This window comes from Saccharopolyspora terrae (genome assembly GCF_004348435.1).
Classification (GTDB): domain Bacteria; phylum Actinomycetota; class Actinomycetes; order Mycobacteriales; family Pseudonocardiaceae; genus Saccharopolyspora; species Saccharopolyspora endophytica.
In genome coordinates this window covers 50222-71892 of sequence record NZ_SMKS01000004.1, presented here as the reverse complement: position 1 = coordinate 71892, position 21671 = coordinate 50222, and the positions used below count along the sequence as shown (strand labels likewise).

The 21671-nt window shown below is 70.6% G+C and carries 21 protein-coding genes; 9 read left to right on the top strand and 12 right to left on the bottom strand.

The features are described from left to right. Positions 1-5 precede the first annotated feature (5 nt). The 3 genes from E1181_RS04345 to E1181_RS04335 form a co-directional block, all read right to left on the bottom strand. Complete coding sequence (locus E1181_RS04345) at positions 6-524, bottom strand: GNAT family N-acetyltransferase (protein WP_132672579.1); 519 nt, start codon at positions 522-524, stop codon at positions 6-8. A gap of 71 nt (positions 525-595) precedes the next feature. Then, on the bottom strand, positions 596-1351 hold the full coding sequence (locus tag E1181_RS04340; RefSeq protein ID WP_132672578.1) for a maleylpyruvate isomerase N-terminal domain-containing protein: 756 nt from the start codon (positions 1349-1351) through the stop codon (positions 596-598). Between the two features lies 1 nt (position 1352). Continuing rightward, positions 1353-1808, bottom strand: a complete 456-nt coding sequence (locus E1181_RS04335; protein ID WP_132672577.1) for an SAV_6107 family HEPN domain-containing protein — start codon at positions 1806-1808, stop codon at positions 1353-1355. Positions 1809-2056: 248 nt separating this feature from the next. On the opposite strand from E1181_RS04335, the gene E1181_RS04330 reads away from it, so the two are divergent. Then, positions 2057-2620, top strand: coding sequence for a GNAT family N-acetyltransferase (locus E1181_RS04330; protein WP_132672576.1), 564 nt, complete (start codon positions 2057-2059; stop codon positions 2618-2620). Between the two features lie 58 nt (positions 2621-2678). Here the strand turns inward: E1181_RS04330 and E1181_RS04325 are convergent, their stop codons facing one another. Continuing rightward, positions 2679-4361, bottom strand: a complete 1683-nt coding sequence (locus tag E1181_RS04325; protein WP_132672575.1) for a DUF885 domain-containing protein — start codon at positions 4359-4361, stop codon at positions 2679-2681. A gap of 111 nt (positions 4362-4472) precedes the next feature. Here E1181_RS04325 and E1181_RS04320 point away from each other — a divergent pair, with 111 nt between their 5' ends. From E1181_RS04320 to E1181_RS04305, 4 genes are all read left to right on the top strand, one after another. After that, on the top strand, positions 4473-5135 hold the full coding sequence (locus tag E1181_RS04320; protein ID WP_235876158.1) for a DUF3153 domain-containing protein: 663 nt from the start codon (positions 4473-4475) through the stop codon (positions 5133-5135). A gap of 131 nt (positions 5136-5266) precedes the next feature. Beyond that, positions 5267-6385, top strand: a complete 1119-nt coding sequence (locus E1181_RS04315) for a polyprenyl synthetase family protein (protein ID WP_235876277.1) — start codon at positions 5267-5269, stop codon at positions 6383-6385. 4 nt (positions 6386-6389) lie between these two features. Next, a complete protein-coding gene (gene crtI, locus E1181_RS04310) occupies positions 6390-7865 on the top strand; it encodes a phytoene desaturase family protein (protein ID WP_132672574.1) in 1476 nt (491 codons plus the stop codon). 136 nt (positions 7866-8001) lie between these two features. After that, on the top strand, positions 8002-8424 hold the full coding sequence (locus tag E1181_RS04305; protein WP_132672573.1) for a PPOX class F420-dependent oxidoreductase: 423 nt from the start codon (positions 8002-8004) through the stop codon (positions 8422-8424). A 42-nt stretch (positions 8425-8466) separates the two neighbouring features. Here E1181_RS04305 and E1181_RS04300 read toward each other — a convergent pair whose 3' ends face one another. After that, positions 8467-8832, bottom strand: coding sequence for an Rv2175c family DNA-binding protein (locus tag E1181_RS04300; protein ID WP_207918473.1), 366 nt, complete (start codon positions 8830-8832; stop codon positions 8467-8469). Between the two features lie 147 nt (positions 8833-8979). Here E1181_RS04300 and pknB point away from each other — a divergent pair, with 147 nt between their 5' ends. After that, positions 8980-10980, top strand: a complete 2001-nt coding sequence (gene pknB, locus E1181_RS04295) for a Stk1 family PASTA domain-containing Ser/Thr kinase (protein WP_132672572.1) — start codon at positions 8980-8982, stop codon at positions 10978-10980. Positions 10981-11214: 234 nt separating this feature from the next. Then, positions 11215-12768, top strand: a complete 1554-nt coding sequence (gene mptB / locus E1181_RS04290; RefSeq protein WP_235876149.1) for a polyprenol phosphomannose-dependent alpha 1,6 mannosyltransferase MptB — start codon at positions 11215-11217, stop codon at positions 12766-12768. 57 nt (positions 12769-12825) lie between these two features. Here the strand turns inward: mptB and E1181_RS04285 are convergent, their stop codons facing one another. The 5 genes from E1181_RS04285 to E1181_RS04265 all read right to left on the bottom strand — a co-directional run bounded on the left by E1181_RS04285 (position 12826) and on the right by E1181_RS04265 (position 18748). After that, entirely contained in the window at positions 12826-14211 is a 1386-nt protein-coding gene (locus E1181_RS04285; protein WP_132672571.1) for a class II 3-deoxy-7-phosphoheptulonate synthase, read from the bottom strand. 458 nt (positions 14212-14669) lie between these two features. Further along, a complete protein-coding gene (locus tag E1181_RS04280) occupies positions 14670-16148 on the bottom strand; it encodes an MFS transporter (RefSeq protein WP_235876142.1) in 1479 nt (492 codons plus the stop codon). Between the two features lie 147 nt (positions 16149-16295). Continuing rightward, positions 16296-17321, bottom strand: a complete 1026-nt coding sequence (locus E1181_RS04275; protein ID WP_132672569.1) for a 6-phosphofructokinase — start codon at positions 17319-17321, stop codon at positions 16296-16298. A 134-nt stretch (positions 17322-17455) separates the two neighbouring features. Continuing rightward, positions 17456-17956 (bottom strand): polyadenylate-specific 3'-exoribonuclease AS, encoded by a 501-nt coding sequence (locus E1181_RS04270; RefSeq protein ID WP_132672568.1) that lies wholly within the window; start codon positions 17954-17956, stop codon positions 17456-17458. 45 nt (positions 17957-18001) lie between these two features. Next, a complete protein-coding gene (locus E1181_RS04265) occupies positions 18002-18748 on the bottom strand; it encodes a lysophospholipid acyltransferase family protein (protein WP_132672567.1) in 747 nt (248 codons plus the stop codon). Between the two features lie 384 nt (positions 18749-19132). On the opposite strand from E1181_RS04265, the gene E1181_RS04260 reads away from it, so the two are divergent. Both E1181_RS04260 and E1181_RS04255 read left to right on the top strand, forming a co-directional pair. Beyond that, entirely contained in the window at positions 19133-19894 is a 762-nt protein-coding gene (locus E1181_RS04260) for an alpha/beta hydrolase (protein ID WP_132672566.1), read from the top strand. Further along, complete coding sequence (locus E1181_RS04255; RefSeq protein WP_132672565.1) at positions 19891-20376, top strand: DUF308 domain-containing protein; 486 nt, start codon at positions 19891-19893, stop codon at positions 20374-20376. The genes E1181_RS04260 and E1181_RS04255 overlap by 4 nt, the downstream gene beginning before the upstream one ends. Before the next feature lie 13 nt (positions 20377-20389). Here the strand turns inward: E1181_RS04255 and E1181_RS04250 are convergent, their stop codons facing one another. Both E1181_RS04250 and E1181_RS04245 read right to left on the bottom strand, forming a co-directional pair. Continuing rightward, positions 20390-21322, bottom strand: a complete 933-nt coding sequence (locus tag E1181_RS04250) for an ROK family protein (RefSeq protein ID WP_207922009.1) — start codon at positions 21320-21322, stop codon at positions 20390-20392. Further along, a complete protein-coding gene (locus E1181_RS04245; RefSeq protein WP_132672564.1) occupies positions 21316-21669 on the bottom strand; it encodes a hypothetical protein in 354 nt (117 codons plus the stop codon). Before E1181_RS04245 ends, E1181_RS04250 begins: the two co-directional genes overlap by 7 nt. Between the last annotated feature and the right edge of the window lie 2 nt (positions 21670-21671).

The window sequence follows — 21671 nt, the reverse complement described above, 5'->3', positions numbered from 1 at the left end:
GTCCGCTACAGCTGCATGAACGGTGCGGCGTAGGCGAATTCGCCGCGCACGGCCGGGTCGTGGGCGGTCAGCGGGCGGACCTGGAAGTGCGAGGCCCACTCGGCCACCGGCGGTGCGATGCCGAAGTCCGCCGCGGGTTCGAAGCCGAACCGGGGGTAGTACTCGCGGTGGCCGAGCAGTGCGACCAGCGGTTCGCCCAGCGCGTCGGCGGCGCCGAGCACGGCGTGCATGAGCGCCGATCCGATGCCCGCGCGCTGCGACTCCGGGGGCACGCCGATCGGTCCGAGCGCCAGCACCGGCACCTCGCCGACGTGCGCCCGGCTGCACACGACGTGCCCGGCGATCTGCCCGGATCGCTCGGCGACCAGCGACAACGCCGGAAGCCACGCCTCGCCCGCGCGCAGGGCGTCGACGAGTCCGACCTCGACCGGCTCACGGTCGGGGTTCTCGGCGTCGGCGAAGGCCGCCGCGTGCACCTGGCGGATGGCGGCGAGGTCGGCGGGGGTTTCGCGGCGGATCAGCATCCGTCCACGATGTGTCACCTCCTGGGCTAGGGCAATCGAATTTCGCCGAACCGGCCACGCCGGTCCCGTGGTCATCGGGTCGCCAGCTGCAGCAGGCCCCAGAGCTGGGCGATGGCATCCGGGTCGCCGCTGGTCTCCACCGCGCGGTTGGGCAAGCGCCCCCACATCCACAGGTAGACCGCGCTCGGGTCACCGCCGACCACCGCGTCCGGGGTCGTGGTGGCCACGTCCTCGGAGCTGGTCACCGCGGCGCCGCTCGGGTCCGCGGTGATCAGCCAGTTGCGTCCGGGCACGTGCACGCCCACCGAGCAGGGCCGGGTCGCGGTGATCCGCAACGAGTGCAGCCGGTAGCCGAACCAGGCCCGCAGCACCTCGTCGATGCCGTCGGCGGCGACCTCCGGATCGATCGGCGTGTGCTCGATGCCCGCCGCCGTCTGCACGTCGGCGCGGTGCACGGTGGCGGCGTGCAGCATCCGCCGCACCCAGAAGGCCACGGTGTGCTGCTCGGGCCACCACGTCGGGCACGGGTCGTCCGGCGGGCGGGAGATGAACTCGGCGAGCAGGTCGGCCATCCGGACGGCGAACCGGTTGGTCAGCTCCCGGAGGTCGGGTTCGGCGGAAAGATCCCAGTGGCGTTGAGCATCCGGTGATCCGAGCCAGCAGAGCACGTCCTCGCACAGATCACCGAGGTGCCGGAGGGTCTGGCCGACCGTGCGGCCGGACGCGCTGAACACCGGTGCGTCAGCGTGCGCGTCGTGCGTCGCGGCGGTCAGCAGCTGCGCTTCGACGCCCAGCTGATCGAGCATGCGTCCGTAGTCGAGTCCCACGTCAGTACCGTTCACGCGTCGCCCCCAGCAGGCTCCGCCCCACGATGCCGAGGAATTCCCGGCTGTTGTCCAGCAGTTCGTCGGCGTGCGCGTCGGTCGTGGTCGGAACACCGGCCTCGGCAGCGGCCCGCCGGTTGGAGCGCGCGGCGAAGTAGGCGGCCCACTCGCGCAGTTCTGGTGCGGCGGCGGTGAGCAGCTGCCACACGCTCGCCGGGCGCTTGTCCTCGCGCGGCGCGGCACGCGCCACGACCACCGCTGTGGCCGCCCGCAGCGCCGCCAGGTGCGCGGCGATGAACCGCTCACCCGGGCGGTCCGCGGTCTCGGCCTCGTGCAGGCAGGTTCGCGCGTGCAGCAGGAGTGAGAGGGCACCGGCGGGCGTGTCCGCTTCCGGCGTGGGCCCCTGGTTCTCGACGGAGTAGCGCGGCGACGGGATCGACAGGTCGGTGGGATAAGACATCGGCTCTCTCCCTTCAGCTGTGAGGCCCGGCGGTGAGGTGCTTCCCCCACCCCACCGCCGGACCGAGGTTCGAACGAGGGTTCGTCGAACTCTCGTTCGAACAAGCTCAGATTAGCGTCGAACGGAGATCGACTCAAGCGATGCGCCGTAGCTCACCTGTTCGAGTGCCTGCGGGCGTGAAGCACCGGCGAACGGCGTTGCCCGGGAGCAGGAAAGACCTCAGACCCGAGAGGCGTTAGTGTTCGGCCGTGACCGCTGCGCCCTCCCCCAGCTGCGACCGGGTATTCGAACTGACCGCCGAACAGTTGCGAGCGAGACTCCCGGAAGCCCTCCGGATCTACGTGACCGCGATGGGCTACCCACCGGTGACCGCCCAGCAGCGCGCTCCGATGTGGTCGGCCCACATGCTTCGCGCCGGCTGGCGCTGCATCGGCGCGTTCAACGACGACGACGAGCTCACCGGCATCGGCTACGGCTACCTCGGCGCCCCGGGGCAGTGGTGGCACGAGCAGGTCCGGCAAGGGCTGGCGACCACGGGCGTCGGCGGGGAGTCCTGGCTGGAGGACTACTTCGAGCTCACCGAGCTCCACGTGCACCCGAGCGCGCAGGGCGCCGGGCTCGGCGAGGAGATCCTGCGCAAGCTGCTCGCCGGAGCGCCCGGCAGCAAGGTCCTGCTGTCCACCCCGGAGGGCCCGACCCGCGCCTGGAAGCTCTACCAGCGCGTCGGCTTCCAGGACGTCCTGCGCAACTACAGCTTCACCGGCGATCCCAGGCCCTTCGCGGTCCTGGGCCGTCCCCTCCCCCTGGCCTGACCGGCGCGGAACTGCGGTGCTCGCCAGGGCGAACACCGCAGTTCTCCTCCCGTCGGTCCTACAGCTCCACGAGCTGTTCGCGGAGGGTGTCCAGGCCCATCGAGCCCATCTTGAGGGCTTCGGTGTGGAACGCCTTGACGTCGAAGTTCGCGCCGTGGCGCTGCCTGGCCTCGTCGCGAGCGGCGCGCCACAAGCGTTCGCCGAGCTTGTAGGACGGCGCCTGACCGGGCCAGCCCAGGTAGCGGTCGATCTCGTCGCGCACTTGCGCCGGGTCGGTGATGGTGCGGCTGAGCATGAACTCCAGCCCCAGGTCCGGCGTCCACCTCTCACCCTCGTGGAACCCCGTTCCGGCGGGGATCTCCAGCTCCAGGTGCATGCCGATGTCCACGACCACGCGCGCGGCGCGGAAGAGCTGGTCGTTGAGCATGCCGAGCAGGTCGCCGTCGTCGGAGAGGTAGCCGAGCTCGCGCATCAACCGCTCCGCGTAGAGCGCCCAGCCCTCGCCGTGGCCGGAGACGAAGCAGGCCAGCCGCTGGAACTTGTTGAGCCGCTGGGCCTCGTGCACCGAGGTCGCCACCTGCAGGTGATGCCCGGGCACGCCCTCGTGGTACACAGTGGACACTTCGCGCCAGGTCGGGAAGTCCTGCCGGTCGGCGGGAACCGACCACCACATCCGGCCGGGACGCGAGAAGTCGTCGGTGGGACCGGTGTAGTAGGCGCCGACGCCCCCGCCCGGCGGGGCGATCTTGCACTCCAGCCGCATCAGCGCGTCCGGGATCTCGAAGTGCGTTCCGCGCAGGTCGGCGAGGGCCTGGTCGGACAACCGCTGCATCCACTGCTCGAACTCGCGCTGACCGCGCACCCGGTAGCGCTCGTCGGCGTCGAGCACGGCCGCGGCCTCGGCCAGCGTCGCGCCGGTCTTGATCCGGTTCGCGACCTGCTTCATCTCCGCCTCGATGCCGGAGAACTCCTGCCAGCCCCACTCGTAGGCCTCGCGCAGGTCGAGCTTCGCGCCGGTGAAGTAGCGCGACCAGAGCCGGTAGCGCTCCTCCCCCACCGCGTCCTTCTCCGGCGCCTTGGGCAGGAGGTCGCCGCGCAGGTAGTCGGCCAGGCCGGCGTAGGCCTCCGCGGCCGATTCCGCGGCCGTCTCCAGCTCACGGCGCAGCGAGTCCTCGATGCCCTGGGCGCGGCCGACCATCGCGGCGAAGAACGACTCCTCGCCCTTGCGCCCGGACCAGGTGTCGCACTGCTCGGCGACCTTGCGGACCTGCCGCGCCGCGGAGACGTTGCCCGCCGCGGCCGCTTCGGTCAGGCCCGCGCGCAGCCCCAGGACTGCTTCGGGCATCGCCGAGAGGCGGCGGCCGATGGTCCGCCAGTCGGCGTCGGTGTCACCGGGCATCAGGTCGAAGACCTGCCGCAGCTCCTGCGCCGGGCTGGCGATCACGTTCAGCGAGGACATGTCCGCGCCGATCTCGTGCAGTTCGAGGTCGAGCCCGATGCGCTCGGTGAACACCGCCTTCGCGATGCGCTCGGCGTCGTCGGCCGGTTCGGCCTCGCGCACCTCGGCGAGGCTGCGGGCTGCCAGTTCGGCGCGCGCCCGGTGGCCGTCGGGCGAGTAGTCGGTCAGTTGCTCTTCCCCACCGGGCAGGCCCAGGTAGGTGCTCGCGATCGGATCGAGCGCCGCCAGCTCGTCGACGAACCGGTCGCTGATCGCGTGTACGCCGTTGTGGTCAACTCCCATGCGGCCCACGCTAGCGCGCGCCGAAAGAACCGACGCGATACGACGAAAAGCGGACACCGCCGACGATCACACGAACGGCGAACTCCCCGCTTCGGTGGCAGCATCCCTCGCGTGGAGGGCAACACACCGCGCCGAACCCTGTTGGTACTGCTGATCATCCTGCTCGGCACGATGCTCAGCGGGTGCCTGCACGTCAGGTCCGCCATGACCATCTCCGGCGACGACAAGGTCTCCGGAGAGGTGCTGGTGGCCACCGAAACGCCGGACGGCAAAGTACCGTTCGACCTCCGACCGCCCCCGAACCTGGCCGATCGCGTCCAGGTCCGGCCCTACCATGAGGGCACCAGGGTCGGGGCGAACCTGTCGTTCAACGACCTCTCCTTCCAGGAGGTCGAGCAGCTCGCAGCGGCGATGAGCCCGACGGATTCGCGCTTCTCCCTCCAGATGCACCGCAGCGGCTCGCTGGTGATCTTCCAAGGTCAGGCGGACCTGACGCCGCTGGCGGACACCGACAGCGGCATCGAGCTCAAGATCAGCGCACCGGGTCAGATCACCACGACCAACGGCGAGGAGAGCGCGGGCACGGTCACCTGGCTGCTGAGCCCGGGCGAGGTCACCCAGCCTTACGCGACCTTCCAGTTCACCACCGGTTCCGGGATGGACTGGATCGGATGGGCACTGCTGGTGGGCGGAGTCGCGATCGTCGCGGCGGTCCTGATCGCCACGCTCGCGCTGCGCAACCACCTGCGAACCCGACCCGGCGCCAAGCTCTGATCACGGGCTTCGCACGGAGCCCCAACATCCGAGATCGTCACCCTCCGGAGTTCGCCCAGATACGGGGAGCAACGCCGTGGCCCCGCAGGAAACCGCGTGACGGCATCGCGCAGGATGGAGGCGTGCCTCCCATGTACTCGGCCACCATGCGGGCCGTCGGCGGCAACGCCGATTTCGAAGCTGATCTGCCCGGTCACGTCCAGCGGGTGCTGGCCACCTGCCTGCAGGCCCGGCGCGACGAGGCGGCCGACCTCGACCCCGCCGTCGGGTCGGCGGTTGCCGAGCTCAACGACTTCGTGCTCGGCGGCGGCAAGCGCATCCGCCCGACCTTCGCCTGGTGGGGTTGGCGGGCCTGCGGTGGCGCGGCCACCGGGCCCGAGGCGGAGGCGATGCTCCAGGCCGCCAGCGCCCTGGAGCTGATCCAGACGTGCGCGCTGGTGCACGACGACCTCATCGACGAGTCCGACACGCGGCGCGGCAAACCGACGATCCACCGCCGGTTCCAGCAGCAGCACCGGGACTCCGACTACACCGGCGACGACACCCAGTTCGGCATGGCCGCGGCCGTGCTGCTCGGCGACCTCGCGCTGGCCTGGGCCGACGACATGCTGCACACCTCGGGCATCCCGGCCGAGGCGATGACGCGGGCACTGCGGCCGTGGCGCGCGATGCGCACCGAGGTGCTCTCCGGCCAGTACCTGGACGTGCTGGGACAGGTCAACGTCGACGAGTCGCCCGAAGCCGCGCTGAAGATCTGCCTGCTCAAGGCCGCCTCCTACACCGTGCAGCGGCCGCTCGAGCTGGGCGCGGAGATCGCCGGGGCCACGCCCGAGGCGCTGACCGCGCTGCGCCGGTTCGGCTCCGGCATCGGCGTGGCGTTCCAGCTGCGCGACGACCTGCTCGGCGTGTTCGGCGACCCCGCGGTCACCGGCAAGCCCGCCGGGGACGACCTGCGCGAGGGCAAGCGCACGGTCCTGATCGCCGAAGCGGTCGCGGCCGCCCACGAGCGCGACGACCAGGCGAAGCTGGACCTGCTGCACGAGGTGCTGGGCGATCCGCTGCTCACCGAGCAGCGAGTGGCCTCGGCCCGCGAGGTGCTCACCGAGCTGGGAGCGGTGGCGGCCGTGGAGAAGCGGATCACCGAGCTGACCGGATCGGCGATGCTCGCGCTGCACACCGCAGGGCTTGACGAGCCCGCGGCGTCGCGGCTGGCAGAGCTGGCCATCGCGGTCACCGACCGAAGCCACTGACGCGATGCGCTCGGTCACCGGACGCACCGACCACGTGGTGATCGTCGGCGCCGGGCTGGCCGGGTTGTCCGCGGCGCTGCACCTGGCCGGTGCGGGGCGCCGGGTGACGGTCGTGGAACGCGCTGAGGTTCCGGGCGGCCGAGCCGGCCTGAAGGTGCTCGACGGGTACCGGATCGACACCGGCCCGACCGTGCTGACGATGCCGGAGCTGCTCGACGAAGCCCTGCACGCCGTCGGCTCGTCGGTGCGCGAACGGCTCGACCTGATCCCGCTGCACCCGGCCTACCAGGCCAAGTTCGCCGACGGGTCGGTGCTGGACGTGCACACCGACGCCGAAGCGATGGAGCACGAGGTGCGGCGGCTGGCCGGACCACGCGAGGCCGACGGGTACCGGCGGCTGCGGCGCTGGCTGACCGAGGTCTACCGGGCGGAGATGCACCGGTTCATCGACGCCAACTTCGACTCGCCGCTGGACCTCATCTCGCCGGAACTGGCGCGGCTGGTGGCGCTCGGGGGCTTCGGCAGGCTCGGCCCGGCGATCGGGCGGTTCCTGCGCGACGAGCGGCTGCGCCGGGTGTTCTCCTTCCAAGCGCTCTACGCGGGCCTGGACCCGCGCCGCGCGCTGGCGCTGTACGCGGTGATCTCCTACATGGACACGATCAACGGCGTGTGGTTCCCGCGCGGCGGCATGCACGCGGTCCCCGCGGCGATGGCCGAAGCCGCAGCGCAGGCCGGGGTGGAGTTCCGGTACGGGACCGAGGTGACCGGGCTGGAGCGCAGCGGCGACCGGGTCAGCGCGGTGCTCACCGCCGACGAGCGGATCCCCGCCGACGCGGTGGTGCTCACCCCCGACCTGCCCGTGGTGCACCGGCTGCTGGGCAGCCGGCCGAAGCGCCGGTTGCGCTGGTCGCCGTCGGCCGTGGTGCTGCACGCCGGCACCACGCGGAGCTGGTCGACGGCCCATCACACGATCTCCTTCGGCGAGGCGTGGCAGAGCACCTTCACCGAGATCATCCGCGACGGACGACCGATGACCGACCCGTCCCTGCTGGTCACGCGGCCGACGGCGAGCGATCCTTCGCTGGCGCCGGCCGGCGGGGAACTGCACTACGTCCTCGCCCCGTGCCCGAACCTGCAGGCCGGACCGATCGACTGGGCGCGCGTGGGACCCCGCTACCGCGAGGAGCTGGTGCGCGTTCTCGACGACCGGGGGTTCTCCGGGTTCGGCGCGGCGATCGAGACGTCGGACCTGGTGACGCCCGTGGAGTGGGCTGCGGAGGGACACGCCGCGGGCACTCCGTTCTCGGCCGCGCACACCTTCTCCCAGACCGGGCCGTTCCGGCCGAAGAACCTGGTCCGGGGTCCGGGCAACGTCGTCCTCGCGGGTTCCGGGACGACTCCGGGGGTCGGGGTCCCTCCGGTGCTGATCTCGGGGAAGCTCGCCGCGCAGCGGGTCCTGGGCGGTTCAGGCCCGAGCTGACCAGGCGAAAGGGACTGTTCGGACCCCGCCACCCCCGGATGGCGGCGCGCCGCCGATGTGGCGATGATGCTCATCGCGGGGATCGGTGATCTTCACGGCTCCGCCGCAACGACACCCCAGTGATCGAGGAGACCTCATGTCCAAGCCGCCGCTGCCGCCCGACGCCGTCGAGCTGTTGCGCCGCGCCAACCCGTCCGTGATCACGACGCTGCGTTCCGACGGCACGCCGGTGTCCACCCCCACCTGGTACCTGTGGGAGGACGACGGACGGGTCCTGATCAACATGGACGCGGCCCGCGTTCGCCTCAAGCACATCCAGCGGGACCCGCGCGTGACGCTGAGCGTCCTGGATTCCGGCGACTGGTACACCCACGTCACCGTCGTCGGCCGGGTGACCGAGTTCAAGGACGACGAGGGGCTGGTCGACATCGACCGCCTCGCCCACCACTACCTCGGCAACCAGTACCCGAACCGGGAGAACCCGCGGGTCAGCGCCTGGATCGAGGTCGACAAGTGGCACGGCTGGGGCTCGATGAAGGACAACGACCAGCCCGGCTGAGCGCGTTCTCCCCGGGTGGTGCCACGCCACCCGGGGAGTCCGTCAGAAGCCCAGTGCTTGAGCCCGGCGCTTGACCTCTCGGCCTCGGTCGCCGCGCAACGCGTCGATCGGAGCGCCCGGGAGCGTGTCGTCCGGGGTGAACAGCCACCGGAGGATCTCGTCCTCGTGGTAACCGGCGTCCCGGAGCAGGGTGATCGTGCCGGGAAGTCCCTTCACGATCTCGTCGTCGACGAAGAAGGCGCTGGGCACGCCCAGCTCCTTGTTCCGCCGCAGGGCGAGCAGATGACCATCACGAATGAGTTGATGCACCCGGGTGACGGACCGACCGAGCTTCTCAGCCACGGCGGTCAGCGGCACGACCTCCACATCGGGAGCCAGCACGTCCGGGGCAGCAGGGATTGCAACCACATCGAACACCTTGCCACATGACCGCCCGGCGTGCCGTGCACCGCGCGGGTAAAGTTGTTGATCACCACCTCTGCCCCACCGAGCACCGGTACCGTGCGCGTACCTGCCACAATCGGTGGTGGCAAGGAACCCGGGGAATGGCGAGCGATGACACCTGAGACGCGGCAAGGACAGGGCAACAGCCTCGTCGGAGCCTTTCTCGAACGTCGCTACCGGGTCGACTCGATGATCGCGCGCGGCGGCATGTCGACCGTTTACCGAGGTCTGGACACCCGCCTGGAGCGCCCGGTGGCGCTGAAGGTGATGGACGCCCGCTACTCGGGCGACCGCTCCTTCGTCGACCGGTTCGAGCGCGAAGCCCGCTCCGCCGCGAAGCTGCACCACAACGACGTCGTGGCCGTCTACGACCAGGGCGTGGACCACGGATCCGACGGCGACCACGTGTTCCTGGTCATGGAGCTGGTCGAGGGGTGCACGCTGCGCGACCTGATCCTGGACCGCGGCGGGAAGCTGCCGCTGGCCATGGCGATCAGCGTGATGCAGCCGGTGCTCTCGGCGCTGGCCTCCGCGCATCGCGCGGGCATGGTGCACCGCGACGTCAAGCCGGAGAACGTGCTCATCGGCAAGGACGGGTCGGTCAAGGTCGCCGACTTCGGGCTGGTCCGCGCCGCCGCCGAGGCGGGCACGACCAGCGGGAGCGTCATCCTCGGCACCGTCGCCTACCTCTCCCCCGAGCAGGTCACCACGGGTGCCGCCGACGCCCGCACCGACGTCTACGCCGCCGGGATCGTGCTCTACGAGCTGCTGACCGGCCGCCCTCCCTTCACCGGCGACACCGCGATGTCGGTGGCCTACCAGCACGTCAACGACGACGTGCCCCCTCCCGCCACGACCTCACCCGAGGTGCCCGACGCGGTCGACGCCCTGGTGCTGCGCGCCACCCGGCGCGACCCGGCGCAGCGTCCCGCCGACGCGGAGGCGTTCCTGGCCGAGCTGGAGCAGGTGCGCAGCGACCTGGGCATCGCCCCGGTGGCCGTGCCGGTGCCGGCCTCGGAGGCCACGACCGCGCTGATGCCGCCGGTCGCCGACCCGCCGACCGAGCAGTTCCCGACCGTGCGGGCCCAGCCGACCCGGGTCGAGCCGGTCCCGGCGAACTTCGAGCAGCAGCCGCCGCGCCAGCACACCCGCGCGCTCGCCCGCCCGGCCACCGAGGACTACGACACCCCGCAACCGGGCGCGGGCATGGAGCCGCAGCGGCGCAAGGGCCGCCGCAACGGCGCGATGTGGGCCGCGATCGTGCTGGTCCTGGCCGCGCTGGTGGGCGGTGCGGCGTTCTGGCTCGGCTTCGGCAGCTACGTCTCGGTGCCCAGGATCGTCGGGGTGTCCGAGCAGCAGGCCGTCCAGACGCTGGAAGGCGCCGGGCTGACCGCGAATGTGGCCAAGGAGAACGACAACGACGTGCCGGAAGGCATCGTGCTCAGCTCGAACCCGACCGAGGGTTCGCAGGTGCGCAGCGGTGGCTCGGTCGACGTCGTGGTCTCGCTGGGCAAGCCCGCCGTGCCGCAGATCGCCGCGGGCATCACGGTCGCGGAGGCCGAGAACCTGATCCGCAACGCCAAGCTGCAGCCCAAGCAGGACTCCTCGTCGGCGCAGTACGACCGCGCGGTGCCCGAAGGGCGCGTGATCAGCGTGGATCCGGCCCCGGGCACCCGGGTGAACCTCAACTCCGAGGTGTCGCTGGTCGTCAGCAAGGGCCCACCGCCGGTGCAGGTCCCGGACGTGCGCGGGATGAGCCGCGAGGACGCCTTCACCACGCTGAGCAACGCGGGCTTCGAGCCCTACGACGCGGGCCAGCAGTTCGACGGCGACATCGATGCCGGCAAGGTCGTCAGCACCAACCCGACGATCGGCACCGAGGTCAAGCTGGTCGGCCGTCCGCGCATCGGCGTGGTGGTGTCCAACGCGGTCCCGGTGCCCAGCCTCAACGGCATGAAGGTCACCGAGGCGCAGGTGCAGGTGGCTCAGCTCGGACTCCAGCTGAGCGTGCAGGCGCTGTTCCAGCGCGAGGACATGGTGATCCTGGGCCAGTACCCGCTGCCGGGCAGCCGGGTGAAGCCCGGTTCAGCCATCCACGTCACAGCGTTCTGACGACTCGCTAGCCGAATCGGCGGTCGCCTTTCCGGGGGAAGATCTCCACCCGTAGGCGTGATCCTGATCTCGTGTCTGAGTTGTAACGTTTTTCCAACGTGTGGATCTACCAGGGGGGATCCGGGATGCGGAGATCATCCGCGAAGGTGCCGGAACACGCGATCTGACCTGGTCAGAGCCGGACGGGCGGGCGCTTGTGGAAATATTGAGCGCACCATGGCCCCGATTGTCTCCGTGGAGTCGGCACCAGGCAGGTCCGGACGGACCCACAACACGACAGCCGACCCGTTCAGCTTCGGCGGACGTCTCCCCGGACGTCCGCTGCCCCTGCGCACCATCGCGCTCGGCGCGATCGGTTCCGTGATGCTGCTGGCCGGCTCGGTCGGCGCCGCGGGAACCCTCATCCACGACCCGATCCTGGGCGACAGCCCGCTGTCGGTGCTGCGCTACGGTCACGGTCGCGATGTGGCGGTCACCGTCGTCTACGTGGGATTCGCCCTGCTGGTCTGGGCGTGGGTGCGGCTCGGCCGCGGCGTGATCGCACGACTGGTGTCCTCGCGCGGAGTGCTGTGGGCGACGGCCGCCTGGCTCGCGCCGATCCTCATCGCCCCGCCGCTGTTCACCCGCGACGTCTACAGCTACCTCGGCCAGGGGCTGCTCGCGCTCCACGGCCTCGACCCCTACGGCGTGGGGCCGGCGATGCTGACCGGCCCGATCCCGGAGAACGTCCACCCCACCTGGCAGACCACCCCCGCGCCCTACGGCCCGCTGTTCATGGGCGTGGCCAAGGGCGTGATCCTGCTGGCCGGGCACGACGTGATCGCCAGCGTCATCGTCATGCGGCTCGTGCTGCTCGGCGGCCTGGTGCTGCTGATCTGCGCGCTGCCCGGACTGGTCGAGCACCTGGGAGGACGCCTGCCGGTCGCGCTGTGGCTGGTGGCGGCGAGCCCGATGACCGTGGTGCACCTGGTCGGCGGCCCGCACAACGACATGCTGATGATCGGCCTGCTCGCGACGGGCACGCTGGCGATGCTGCGGGGACGCAACGTGCTCGGCATCGGCCTGGTGTCGGCGGCGATGGCGGTGAAGGCGACCGCCGGGCTGGCGCTGCCGTTCCTGGTGTGGATCTGGGCTGCCCGGCTGGAGGGCCCGAGGCTGCGCCGTTTCGTGCACGCGGTCGTGCCCGCGCTGGGCGTGTTCGCGGTGGTCTTCGGCGCCTGCACGGCGCTGGCCAAGGTCGGTTTCGGCTGGCTGTCGGCGCTGTCGGCACCCGGTATGATCGTGAACTACCTGTCGGCGCCGACCGCCGTCGGGCAGGCCGTGCACACCGTGCTGTCGCTGTTCGGCGAGCTCAACATCTGGCCGATCGTGGGCACCACCCGCACGCTGGGCTCGATGCTGCTGCTGGCGCTGCTGGCCTGGAACTGGTGGCAGGCCCGCGACGGCGGGACCGAAGCCGTGCGCCGCGCGGCGATCGTGCTGTGCTGCGGCGCGCTGCTCTCGCCGGTGGTGCTGCCCTGGTACCTGACCTGGGGCCTCGCCCTCGGCTCGGCGTTCGCCTGGACGCCCCGCGCCCTGTCCTACGTGGTGGGCGCCTCGATCGCGCTGGTGCTCGCCTACTACCCCGACGGCGAGCAGGCGATGTACAACTGGCCGTTCGTCGCGGTCGGCATCGGCGCGGCCGTGCTGGGCGGGATCTCGCTGCTGCGCTTCGACCCGCTCGGCCTGAGCGGCCCGATCCGCGACTTCACCCGCGACCTCCGCGAAGAGCACCTCCTCCGCCGCTGACCAACGAGAACAGGACCCGGAAGAGATCCCGGGTCCTGTTCGGCAACCGACCGAAGATCAGCCGCGCAGCATCTCTGCGACCAGGAATGCGAGTTCCAGGGACTGCTGGGTGTTCAGGCGGGGGTCGCAGGCGGTCTCGTAGCGTCCGGACAGGTCCGAGTCGGAGATCTCCTGGGCGCCGCCCAGGCACTCGGTGACGTCCTCACCGGTCAGCTCGATGTGGATGCCGCCCGGGTGCGTGCCCAGCCGGTTGTGCACCTCGAAGAAGCCCTGCACCTCGTCGACGATGCGGTCGAAGTGGCGGGTCTTGTAGCCGGTGCTGGCCTCGTGGGTGTTGCCGTGCATGGGGTCGCACTGCCAGATCACCTGGTGCCCGGAGGCGGTGACCTTCTCCACGATGGCGGGCAGGACGTCGCGCACCTTGCCGTTGCCCATCCGGCTGATCAGCGTGAGCCGGCCCGGCTCGTTGTTCGGGTCCAGCCGCTCGACGTACTCGACCGCCTGCTCGGGCGTGGTGCTCGGGCCGATCTTGAGGCCGATCGGGTTCGAGATCAGCTCGGCGAAGGCGATGTGCGCGCCGTCGAGCTGACGGGTGCGGTCGCCGACCCACAGGAAGTGACCGGACAGGTCGTAGAGCCGGGGCGTGTCGCCGCTGTGGTCCAGCCGCAGCATGGCCCGCTCGTAGTCGAGCACCAGCGCCTCGTGGCTGGCGAAGAACTCCACGGAGTGCAGGCTGGAGTCGTCGACGCCGCAGGCGTGCATGAAGCGCAGGCCCCGGTCGATCTCGGCGGCCACGGACTCGTAGCGCTCACCGGCCGGCGAGTTGAGCACGAAGTCCTTGTTCCAGTCGTGCACCTTGGTCAGCGCGGCCATCCCGGCGCTGGTCAGCGCGCGGGAGAGGTTCATCGCGGCGCTGGCGTTGGCGTAGGCGCGGATCAGCCGCGACGGGTCGTGCCGCCGGGCCTCCTCGGTGGCGACCAGCGAGTTGACCATGTCGCCGCGGTAGGAGGGCAGGCCGAGCGCGTCGGTGTTGCTGGAGCGCGGCTTGGCGTACTGGCCGGCGATCCGTCCGAGCTTGACCACCGGCATGCTCGCGCCGTAGGTCAGCACGACGGCCATCTGCAGCAGGGTCCGGATGTTGCCGCGGATGTGCGGCTCGGTGTTGTCCGCGAACGTCTCCGCGCAGTCACCCCCCTGCAGCAGAAACGCCTCGCCACGGGCGACCGCGGCGAGGTGCTGGCGCAGCTGGTCCACCTCGGAGGGCACGGTCACCGGCGGAACGCTCTCCAGCACCTTGCGAACGCTGCCGACCTCTTGGTCCGGCCACGTCGGCTGCTGAGCCGCGGGGCGAGCCAAGGCGTCATCAAGACGGGCGCGCATCTCCGACGGCAGCGGAGGCAACTCGGGCAGGTCATCTACGGGGACGTCGACGGTCCAGTTCACGCGGTCAAGAATAGGCGCTCCGCGCTACTCCTTTTTCGTCGGGAGCGCAGTCTCACACTCGGACCCGCGACGTCCACTACCGGTCGGCGTCGATTCAGAACCGGATCAACCCCATCCACCGCGCGAATCCCCGCAATCCCGCACTCCCCCGCGAGCACCGCACCCACCCCAGGACGCACCCTGACCTGACCCGAAGCGAGGACGATCCCGGAGAGCACCACTCCCCAGCCTCCACCCAGGCTCCACACCCGCACTCGGCGGACGCGGTGACACGCAACACGCCCCACCCGAGCGACCTCATCGACGAACCAGGAGCCATCCCGTCCTCGGCACCGAGGGACCCGGATTACGGCCGTATTCGGGGTCCCGATTACGGCGGTATTCCGGGTTGAACGCGGATTACCGCCGTAATCGGGTCACGGAGAACTGGAGCAATCCGGTCACCTGCGGAAGCGTCGTCATCGGGTGGCGGACTCGGGTTCCGCTTCGGGGGTGTCGGCTGGTGCGGCTTCCGCTTCGACGGCGTCGGCGTCGTAGCCGACCGGTTCCCAGCGCTTGGCGACGAGGGCGATCAAGCCCATGAGGGGCGCTAGGGCGATCACCCAGAAGACGCCGCTGGCGAGGGCTGCGCTCAGGACCGGGAAGAAGAACAGGGCCAGCGTCGAACCGACGCGCAGCGTGCCCTGGTTGAAGCCGAGGCCAGTGCCGCGCATCGACGTCGGGTAGCTCAGCGACGCGAAGCTCATGAAGTGCGCGCCCGGACCGGACGCCTGGGCGAACATGAACGCGCCCAGCGCGGCGATTGCGAACAGCACGTAGGCGGTGCCGTCCGGCTTGCCGATCAGGGCCAGCGCCACCAGCGAAGCCAGCTGGACGGCGAAGCCGACGAACGTCAGCTTCCACGCGCCGACCCGGTTGGCCAGCCGGATCCCCAGCACACCACCGGTGACCGCGAAGACCAGGTTGAGCACCAGCGACGCGCTGATCGTGTTCAGCGCGCCCTGCGCCAGGATGCTCGCGATGATCACCGGCAGGCCGTAGGCGACCGCGTTGTAGCCGAAGGTCTGCGCCAGGCCGATCGTCAGGGCTTGGAAGGTGCGGGCCCGGTAGCGGCGCTCGAAGAGCCGCTTGACCTCCGGAAGTCCCTTGCGCTTGGGCTTCTCGGGAACCTGCGCGTCCTCGGCGACGGTCGCGTTCACGCCGTAGGAACGGGTGAGGATCTCCGCAGCGCGCCGCAGATCACCGTTGTCGGCCGCCCAGGACGGGGACTCGTTCATGTACTTGTTGCGCACCAGCAGGATCACCAGCGCGGGCACCGCGCCGAAACCGACGGTGAACCGCCACAGCAGACCGTGGTGGGCCTCCGGCAGCAGGAAGTACAGCGCCATGATCACCACGTAGCAACCGCTGGTGGCCACGTACCAGGCCGTCGACCAGGACGCGGTGCGCGCGCCCTTGCTGCCCTTGCCGCGCAGCCGGGAGAACTCGGCGAGGAAGGCCATCGCCACCGGGATGTCCATGCCGACGCCGAAGCCCATCAGGAACCGGAAGAAGATCAGCACCTCGGCGTTGGGGGCGAGCGCGCAGCCCAGCGCGGAGATCACGAAGAACAGCATGTCGGCCATGAACACGCGGTAGCGGCCGAGCCGGTCGACCAGCACGCCGCCGAACCAGGCGCCGAGGATCGCGCCCACGCTGATCGAGGCCGTCACCGCGCCCGCGCCCACCGAGGTCAGGCCGAACTGCTGCTTGATGTCGGTGATGCCGTAGGCCAGCGAGGTGAGGTCGTAGGCGTCCAGGAAGATCCCGCCCAGCGCCAGCAGGACGATCATCTTCGCGTGACTGCCGCGCGCCGCACCCGAGTTGACCAGTTCGGTGACGTCCTGCGCCGAGCGGATGAGCACCGGCGGGCGCTCGGCGGCGGATTGCGTGGACACGCGGGCTCCTTCGAGATGAACGGGGGTGTCGGCCGCGACGCTGCGAACCGTTCGAATCGCGAAGGAAGAGCCTAACCGGACGAGAAACCGCGTCCACATGATGGAACGTGGGGGCCTTCGTTCGAGGCCCCCGCGTTGCCGGGTGGGTCAGCCGAAGAGGACTTCGGCTTCGGCGAGGCGTTCCTTGGGGACCGTCTTGAGCGCCGCCGTCGCCTCGCCGAGCGGGACCCGGACGATGTCGGTGCCGCGCAGGGCGACCATCTTGCCGTAGTCGCCGTCGGCGATGGCGTCGATGGCGTGCAGGCCGAAGCGGGTGGCCAGCACCCGGTCGTACGCCGTGGGGGTGCCGCCGCGCTGGGTGTGGCCGAGCACGACCGCGCGGGACTCCTTGCCGGTCCGGTTGGCGATCTCATCGGCCAGCCAGGTGCCGACTCCGCCGAGCCGGACGTGCCCGAACGCGTCCTTCTCGCCACCGGCCAGCAGCTCCTCGCCGCCCTCCGGGATCGCTCCCTCCGCGACGACGATGATCGGGGCGTACTGGCGCTCGAAGCGCTGCTCGACCCAGTCCACGACGCGCTCGACGCTGAACTCCTGCTCCGGCACCAGGATCACGTTCGCGCCGCCCGCCAGGCCCGAGTGCAGGGCGATCCAGCCCGCGTGCCGGCCCATCACCTCGACCACCAGCGCGCGGTGGTGCGACTCGGCCGTCGTGCGCAGCCGGTCGATCGCCTCGGTGGCGATGTGCACGGCGGTGTCGAAACCGAAGGTGTAGTCGGTGGCGTCGAGGTCGTTGTCGATCGTCTTCGGCACCCCCACCACCGGCACGCCCTCCTGGGTGAGCTTCTCTGCCACGCCGAGGGTGTCCTCACCGCCGATGGCGACCAGCGCGTCGATCCGGTGCTCGGCGATCGTGGCCTTGAGCCGGTCCACGCCACCGTCGACCTTGAACGGGTTGGTGCGCGAGGAGCCGAGGATCGTGCCGCCCCGGTTGAGGATCTCCTCCACCTTGTCCAGAGTCAGCGGCGTCGTCAGGCCTTCGATCGGGCCGAGCCAGCCGTTCCGGAATCCGATGATCTCGTGCCCGAAGACCGAGATCCCCTTGCGGGTCACCGCGCGGAGCACCGCGTTGAGCCCTGGGCAGTCGCCGCCACCGGTGAGTACTCCGACACGCATTCCAGCGGGCATCGCTGTTGCCGCCTCCTCGAATCCAACCCGTCAGTGATCCACGTCTCCCCCTCGGGACAGCGTTTCACGGACTGGATCGGTGCAGCAAGAACCTGACGTGCTTACTCGCCGGTATGGCGGAATTACAGCGGGTATCCGCGCTTGCGCTGGATCTCCTCGATGACCTTCCAGCGCTCGAGGTTGTGCTTGGCGTCGGCGAGCGCGTCGTGGGCGTTGTCCGGGGCCGACGGCAGCTTGGGCTTGCCGACGTCCTCCCAGCGCTGCCGCAGGTCGCGGGTGAACTTCGGGATCCGGGACGGCAGCGTCGGCATCGGGCCCCACAGCTGCGCCAGCGCCACGTGGTCGTAGGCGGCGTACCAGGCCCACAGCTCGATGTTCCCGCTGCGCGAGGTGAGGAACTTGTACAGGTCCTCGCGGATGCGGGACCGGGACTTCCAGCACTGCTCGGCCGGCGGCGGCAACTGCGGCAGGACGTGCTCGCGCACCCAGGCGCCCGCGCGGGCGGCGTCGAACTCGGTGGACACCGCGTAGAACTCGCGACCCGTCTCGTCGACCACACCGATCGACACCAGATCGATGGTCCGCCCGTCCTCGATGAACTCGCAGTCGTAGAAGTACCGCACCCACGAAGCGTATGCGGCGGTGTTCGAGCGACTCGGTCCGGCCCGTCAGCCCGCCTTGGTCTGCGGCAGCCGCGAAGCCGAACTGCTGCTCCACCCGCCCAGGTCGTTGCCCTGCGCGGCCAGCTCGTCTTTGACCTTGGAGGCGTAGACGTCGACGTACTCCTGGCCGGAGAGCTCCATCAGGGCGTACATGATCTCGTCGGTGATCGAGCGCTCGACGAAGCGGTCACCCGCCATGCCCTCGTAGCGGGAGAAGTCCAGCGGCTCGCCGACCTTGACCACGACCTTGTGCGGCCACCACATCTTCGAGCCGATCGGGTTGACCTTGTCGGTGCCGAACATCGCGATCGGGATCACCTGCATCCCCGACTCCAGCGCCATCCGGGCCACACCGGTCTTGCCCTTGTAGAGGCGGCCGTCCGGGGAACGGGTGCCCTCCGGGTACACGCCCAGCAGCTTGCCCTCCGACAGCAGTCGCACACCCGTGTCCAGGGCTGCTTGCGCGGCGGCACCGCTGGAGCGGTCGATCGGCACCTGGCCGACGCCGGAGAAGAACGCCTTCTTGAGCTTGCCGCGCACTCCCTTGCCGGTGAAGTACTCGCGCTTGGCCAGGAACGTCACCCGCCGCGGCATCATCAGCGGCATGAAGAACGAGTCGGCGACGGCCATGTGATTGCTGACCAGGATCGCGCCACCCTCGCGCGGCACGCGCTCAACGCCTTCGACTCGCGGGCGGCAGAACAACTTCATGAGGGGACCGAGCAGTAGGTGTTTCATCACCCAGTACATCACGGCGCCGCCGCCTCCTCACGCGCGAAACTTTGCTGCTCAGCCTACGGAGCGCGAACTTTGCGCACAATGAGCACCGTCCGGAAACCGATCACGTCACACCTGGTATGGAATCCTCCGTTCCGCTAGGAGCCGTTTGGGAACTGTTTGCTCAGCGGGTAGCGGGTTCTGAGGCGGTGCGAGCTGAGTCCCACACCTGAAACAGCGGCTCCGCCGCACTCCCCAACACGACCTCGTTGTGCACTGCGCCGCGAACGGCGGATCCTCGGACGCTCACGAGCCAGTCCCAATCGGCGGCTCCGCGTGCGACGATGAAGCGCAACAGGCACAGCGGCCCCGTGGCGTTCGAGCCGGGTGGGAGGTTCACGGGTGGGAGGAACAGGGTCAGTGCTAGTCGGCGCAGAACCATTCGCGCACGAGGGCTCCGACGACATCGGCGTGCTGCTGTGCCACGGGTTCACCAGCACACCGCAGAGCATGCGGGGCTGGGCCGAACACCTGGCCGAAGCCGGCCACACCGTGCGCTGCCCGCTGCTCCCCGGCCACGGAACGCGGTGGCAGGAACTCAACCGGACGACCTGGCGCGACTGGTACGGCGCCGTCGAGCAGGCGCTCGACGAGCTGCGCGACCGGTGCCGGTCGGTGTTCGTCTTCGGCCTCTCGATGGGCGGCACGCTGACGCTGCGCCTCGCCGAGCAGCACCCCGACATCGCCGGGATCGTGCTGGTCAACCCGTCGGTGATGACCCTGCGCAAGGAGGCCAAGCTGCTGCCGGTGCTCAGCCGGGTCGTTCCGTCGCTGGCGGCCATCGCGGGTGACATCGCCAAGCCGGAGGTCGTGGAGCTCGCCTACTCGCGCCTGCCGCTGCGCGGCATGGCGAGCCTGCAGCAGCTGTGGAGCGTGGTGCGGGCCGACCTCGGATCGGTCCGGCAGCCGCTGCTCCTGCTGCACTCCGCGGTCGACCACGTCGTGGAGCCGGAGAACTCCGCGATCGTGCTGAACGAGGTGGGCAGCCAGGACGTCACCGAGGTCGTGCTCGACGACAGCTACCACGTCGCGACCCTGGATCACGACGCGCCGCGAATCTTCAGCGGCAGCGTCGAGTTCGTGCACCGCGTCCACAGCGCACGGGTCGGTGAATCGGCATGAGCGCCCGCCACAACTCCTCGGACGGGCCGGAGGACATCGACGCCGCCTTCGCCGAGATCGTCGCCGACCTCGAACGCGACACCAAGTTCGGCAAGTGGCCGGGCGAGGACGACGACGCGCAGTCGCAGCCGTCCCCGGAGGAGCAGACCCGTCCGGCGGCCAGCGCACCGGACGAGACCAAGCCGGTGGAACCGCCCGCCGAGCAAGGACCGCGCGATTGGGCACCGGCGGCGGAAGAGGAGGAGCACTTCGTTCCGCCCGAGCCCCCGCCGCTGCCGATCCCGCGCCCGGCGACCTTCCTCGGAGTCGGGATCGTGGTGCTCGGCGTGCTGGTGCTGCTGATCCCCGGCCTGGCGGGCATCGCGGCGACCGTGAAGCTCCCGCTGGGCCTGGTGCTCATCAGCGCCGGTATCGGCTGGCTGCTCTTCCGGCTCCGGCACACGCCGCCCAGCGATTCCGACGACGACGGCGCGCAGGTTTAGAAGACCGCTTGTCTCAGGGGACCTTCGGGCCGGTCAGGACGTGCTGGCGGGCCATGGCCGCCGCCCCGATCATCGCGGCCGGGTCGCCGTGGTGGGCGACGCGGACCCGGGCGAGGGGCCGGTGACCGGAGCCGGTGACGGCCGCCGCGTAATGATCGCGGGCCTTGTCGAGGAACAGGTGCGCCGAGTCGGAGACACCGCCGGAGATGACCACGACCTCGGGGTCGTAGACGTCGGCGACCAGCGCCAACCCCTCCCCCAGCCAGCGGGCCAGGTCGTCCATCGCGCGGACCGCGACCTCGTCGCCTGCGTCCGCCGCGCGGGCGACGTCGAGGCCGGACGGTTCCGCAGGCAACGACGTGCTGCCGGTTCTGATGAGCTCGGCGGCGGTCGCGGCCAGCGCGGTTCCGCTGCAGTAGCGCTCCCAGCAGCCGCTCTTGCCGCACGGGCACTCCCGGCCTCCCGGGACCAACCGCAGGTGGCCGAGTTCCGGGGCCACGCCGAACGCGCCCCGGAAGACCTCGCCGTCGATCACCAGCGCACCGCCGATGCCGGTCCCGATCGCCACCAGGGCGGCGACGCGGGCGCCGACGGCGGCGCCGAAGCGCTGCTCGGCCACGGCCGCCGCGTTCGCGTCGTGCTCCAGCACCACCGGAAGCCCCAGCCGGTGGGAGAGCTCGTCGGCGACGGCGACGTGCCGCCACGGCAGATGCGGCGCGAACCGCACCACCCGGCGGTCTTCGCTGACGAAACCCGCGACCGCCAGACCGACTCCGTCGATCGGGTACTGGTCGGTGAGCACCCGGACCGTGTCGGCGATGGCCGTGTTGAGCTCCGGACCCGTCTTCGGGGTCGGCACCCGGTGCATCCGCAGGATCTGGCCGTGCTCGTCCGCCACGGCCGCGCGCACGCTGGTACCGCCCACGTCCACGCCGATGGTCAGCACACCGCGTCTCTCTCCGCCAGAACCGGTCCCGCGACCCGCTGGACCTGGATGCGCTGCACCTTCGGCTCCTCCGGCTGGGCCTCCTCAGGCTCGTCCGCGGAGTGCTCGGCGTGGTCGGCCAGCGCTTGCCGCAGCTGCTGGACGATGCCCAGCAGCTGGTCGTTGAGCTCGGGACGCTGCCCGCGCGCCAGGTCCATCGCGGCGCACAGCGGGCACCAGCCGCAGCCCGCACCGGACTCGTCCGGCTGCCCTTCGCGCGCGCAGCCGCGCAGGTACTCCTCCGCCTTGCCCGCCAAGGCGTCCAACAGCAGCCGCAGCTCTTCGAGCAGTCGATCGTGCTCGCGCATCT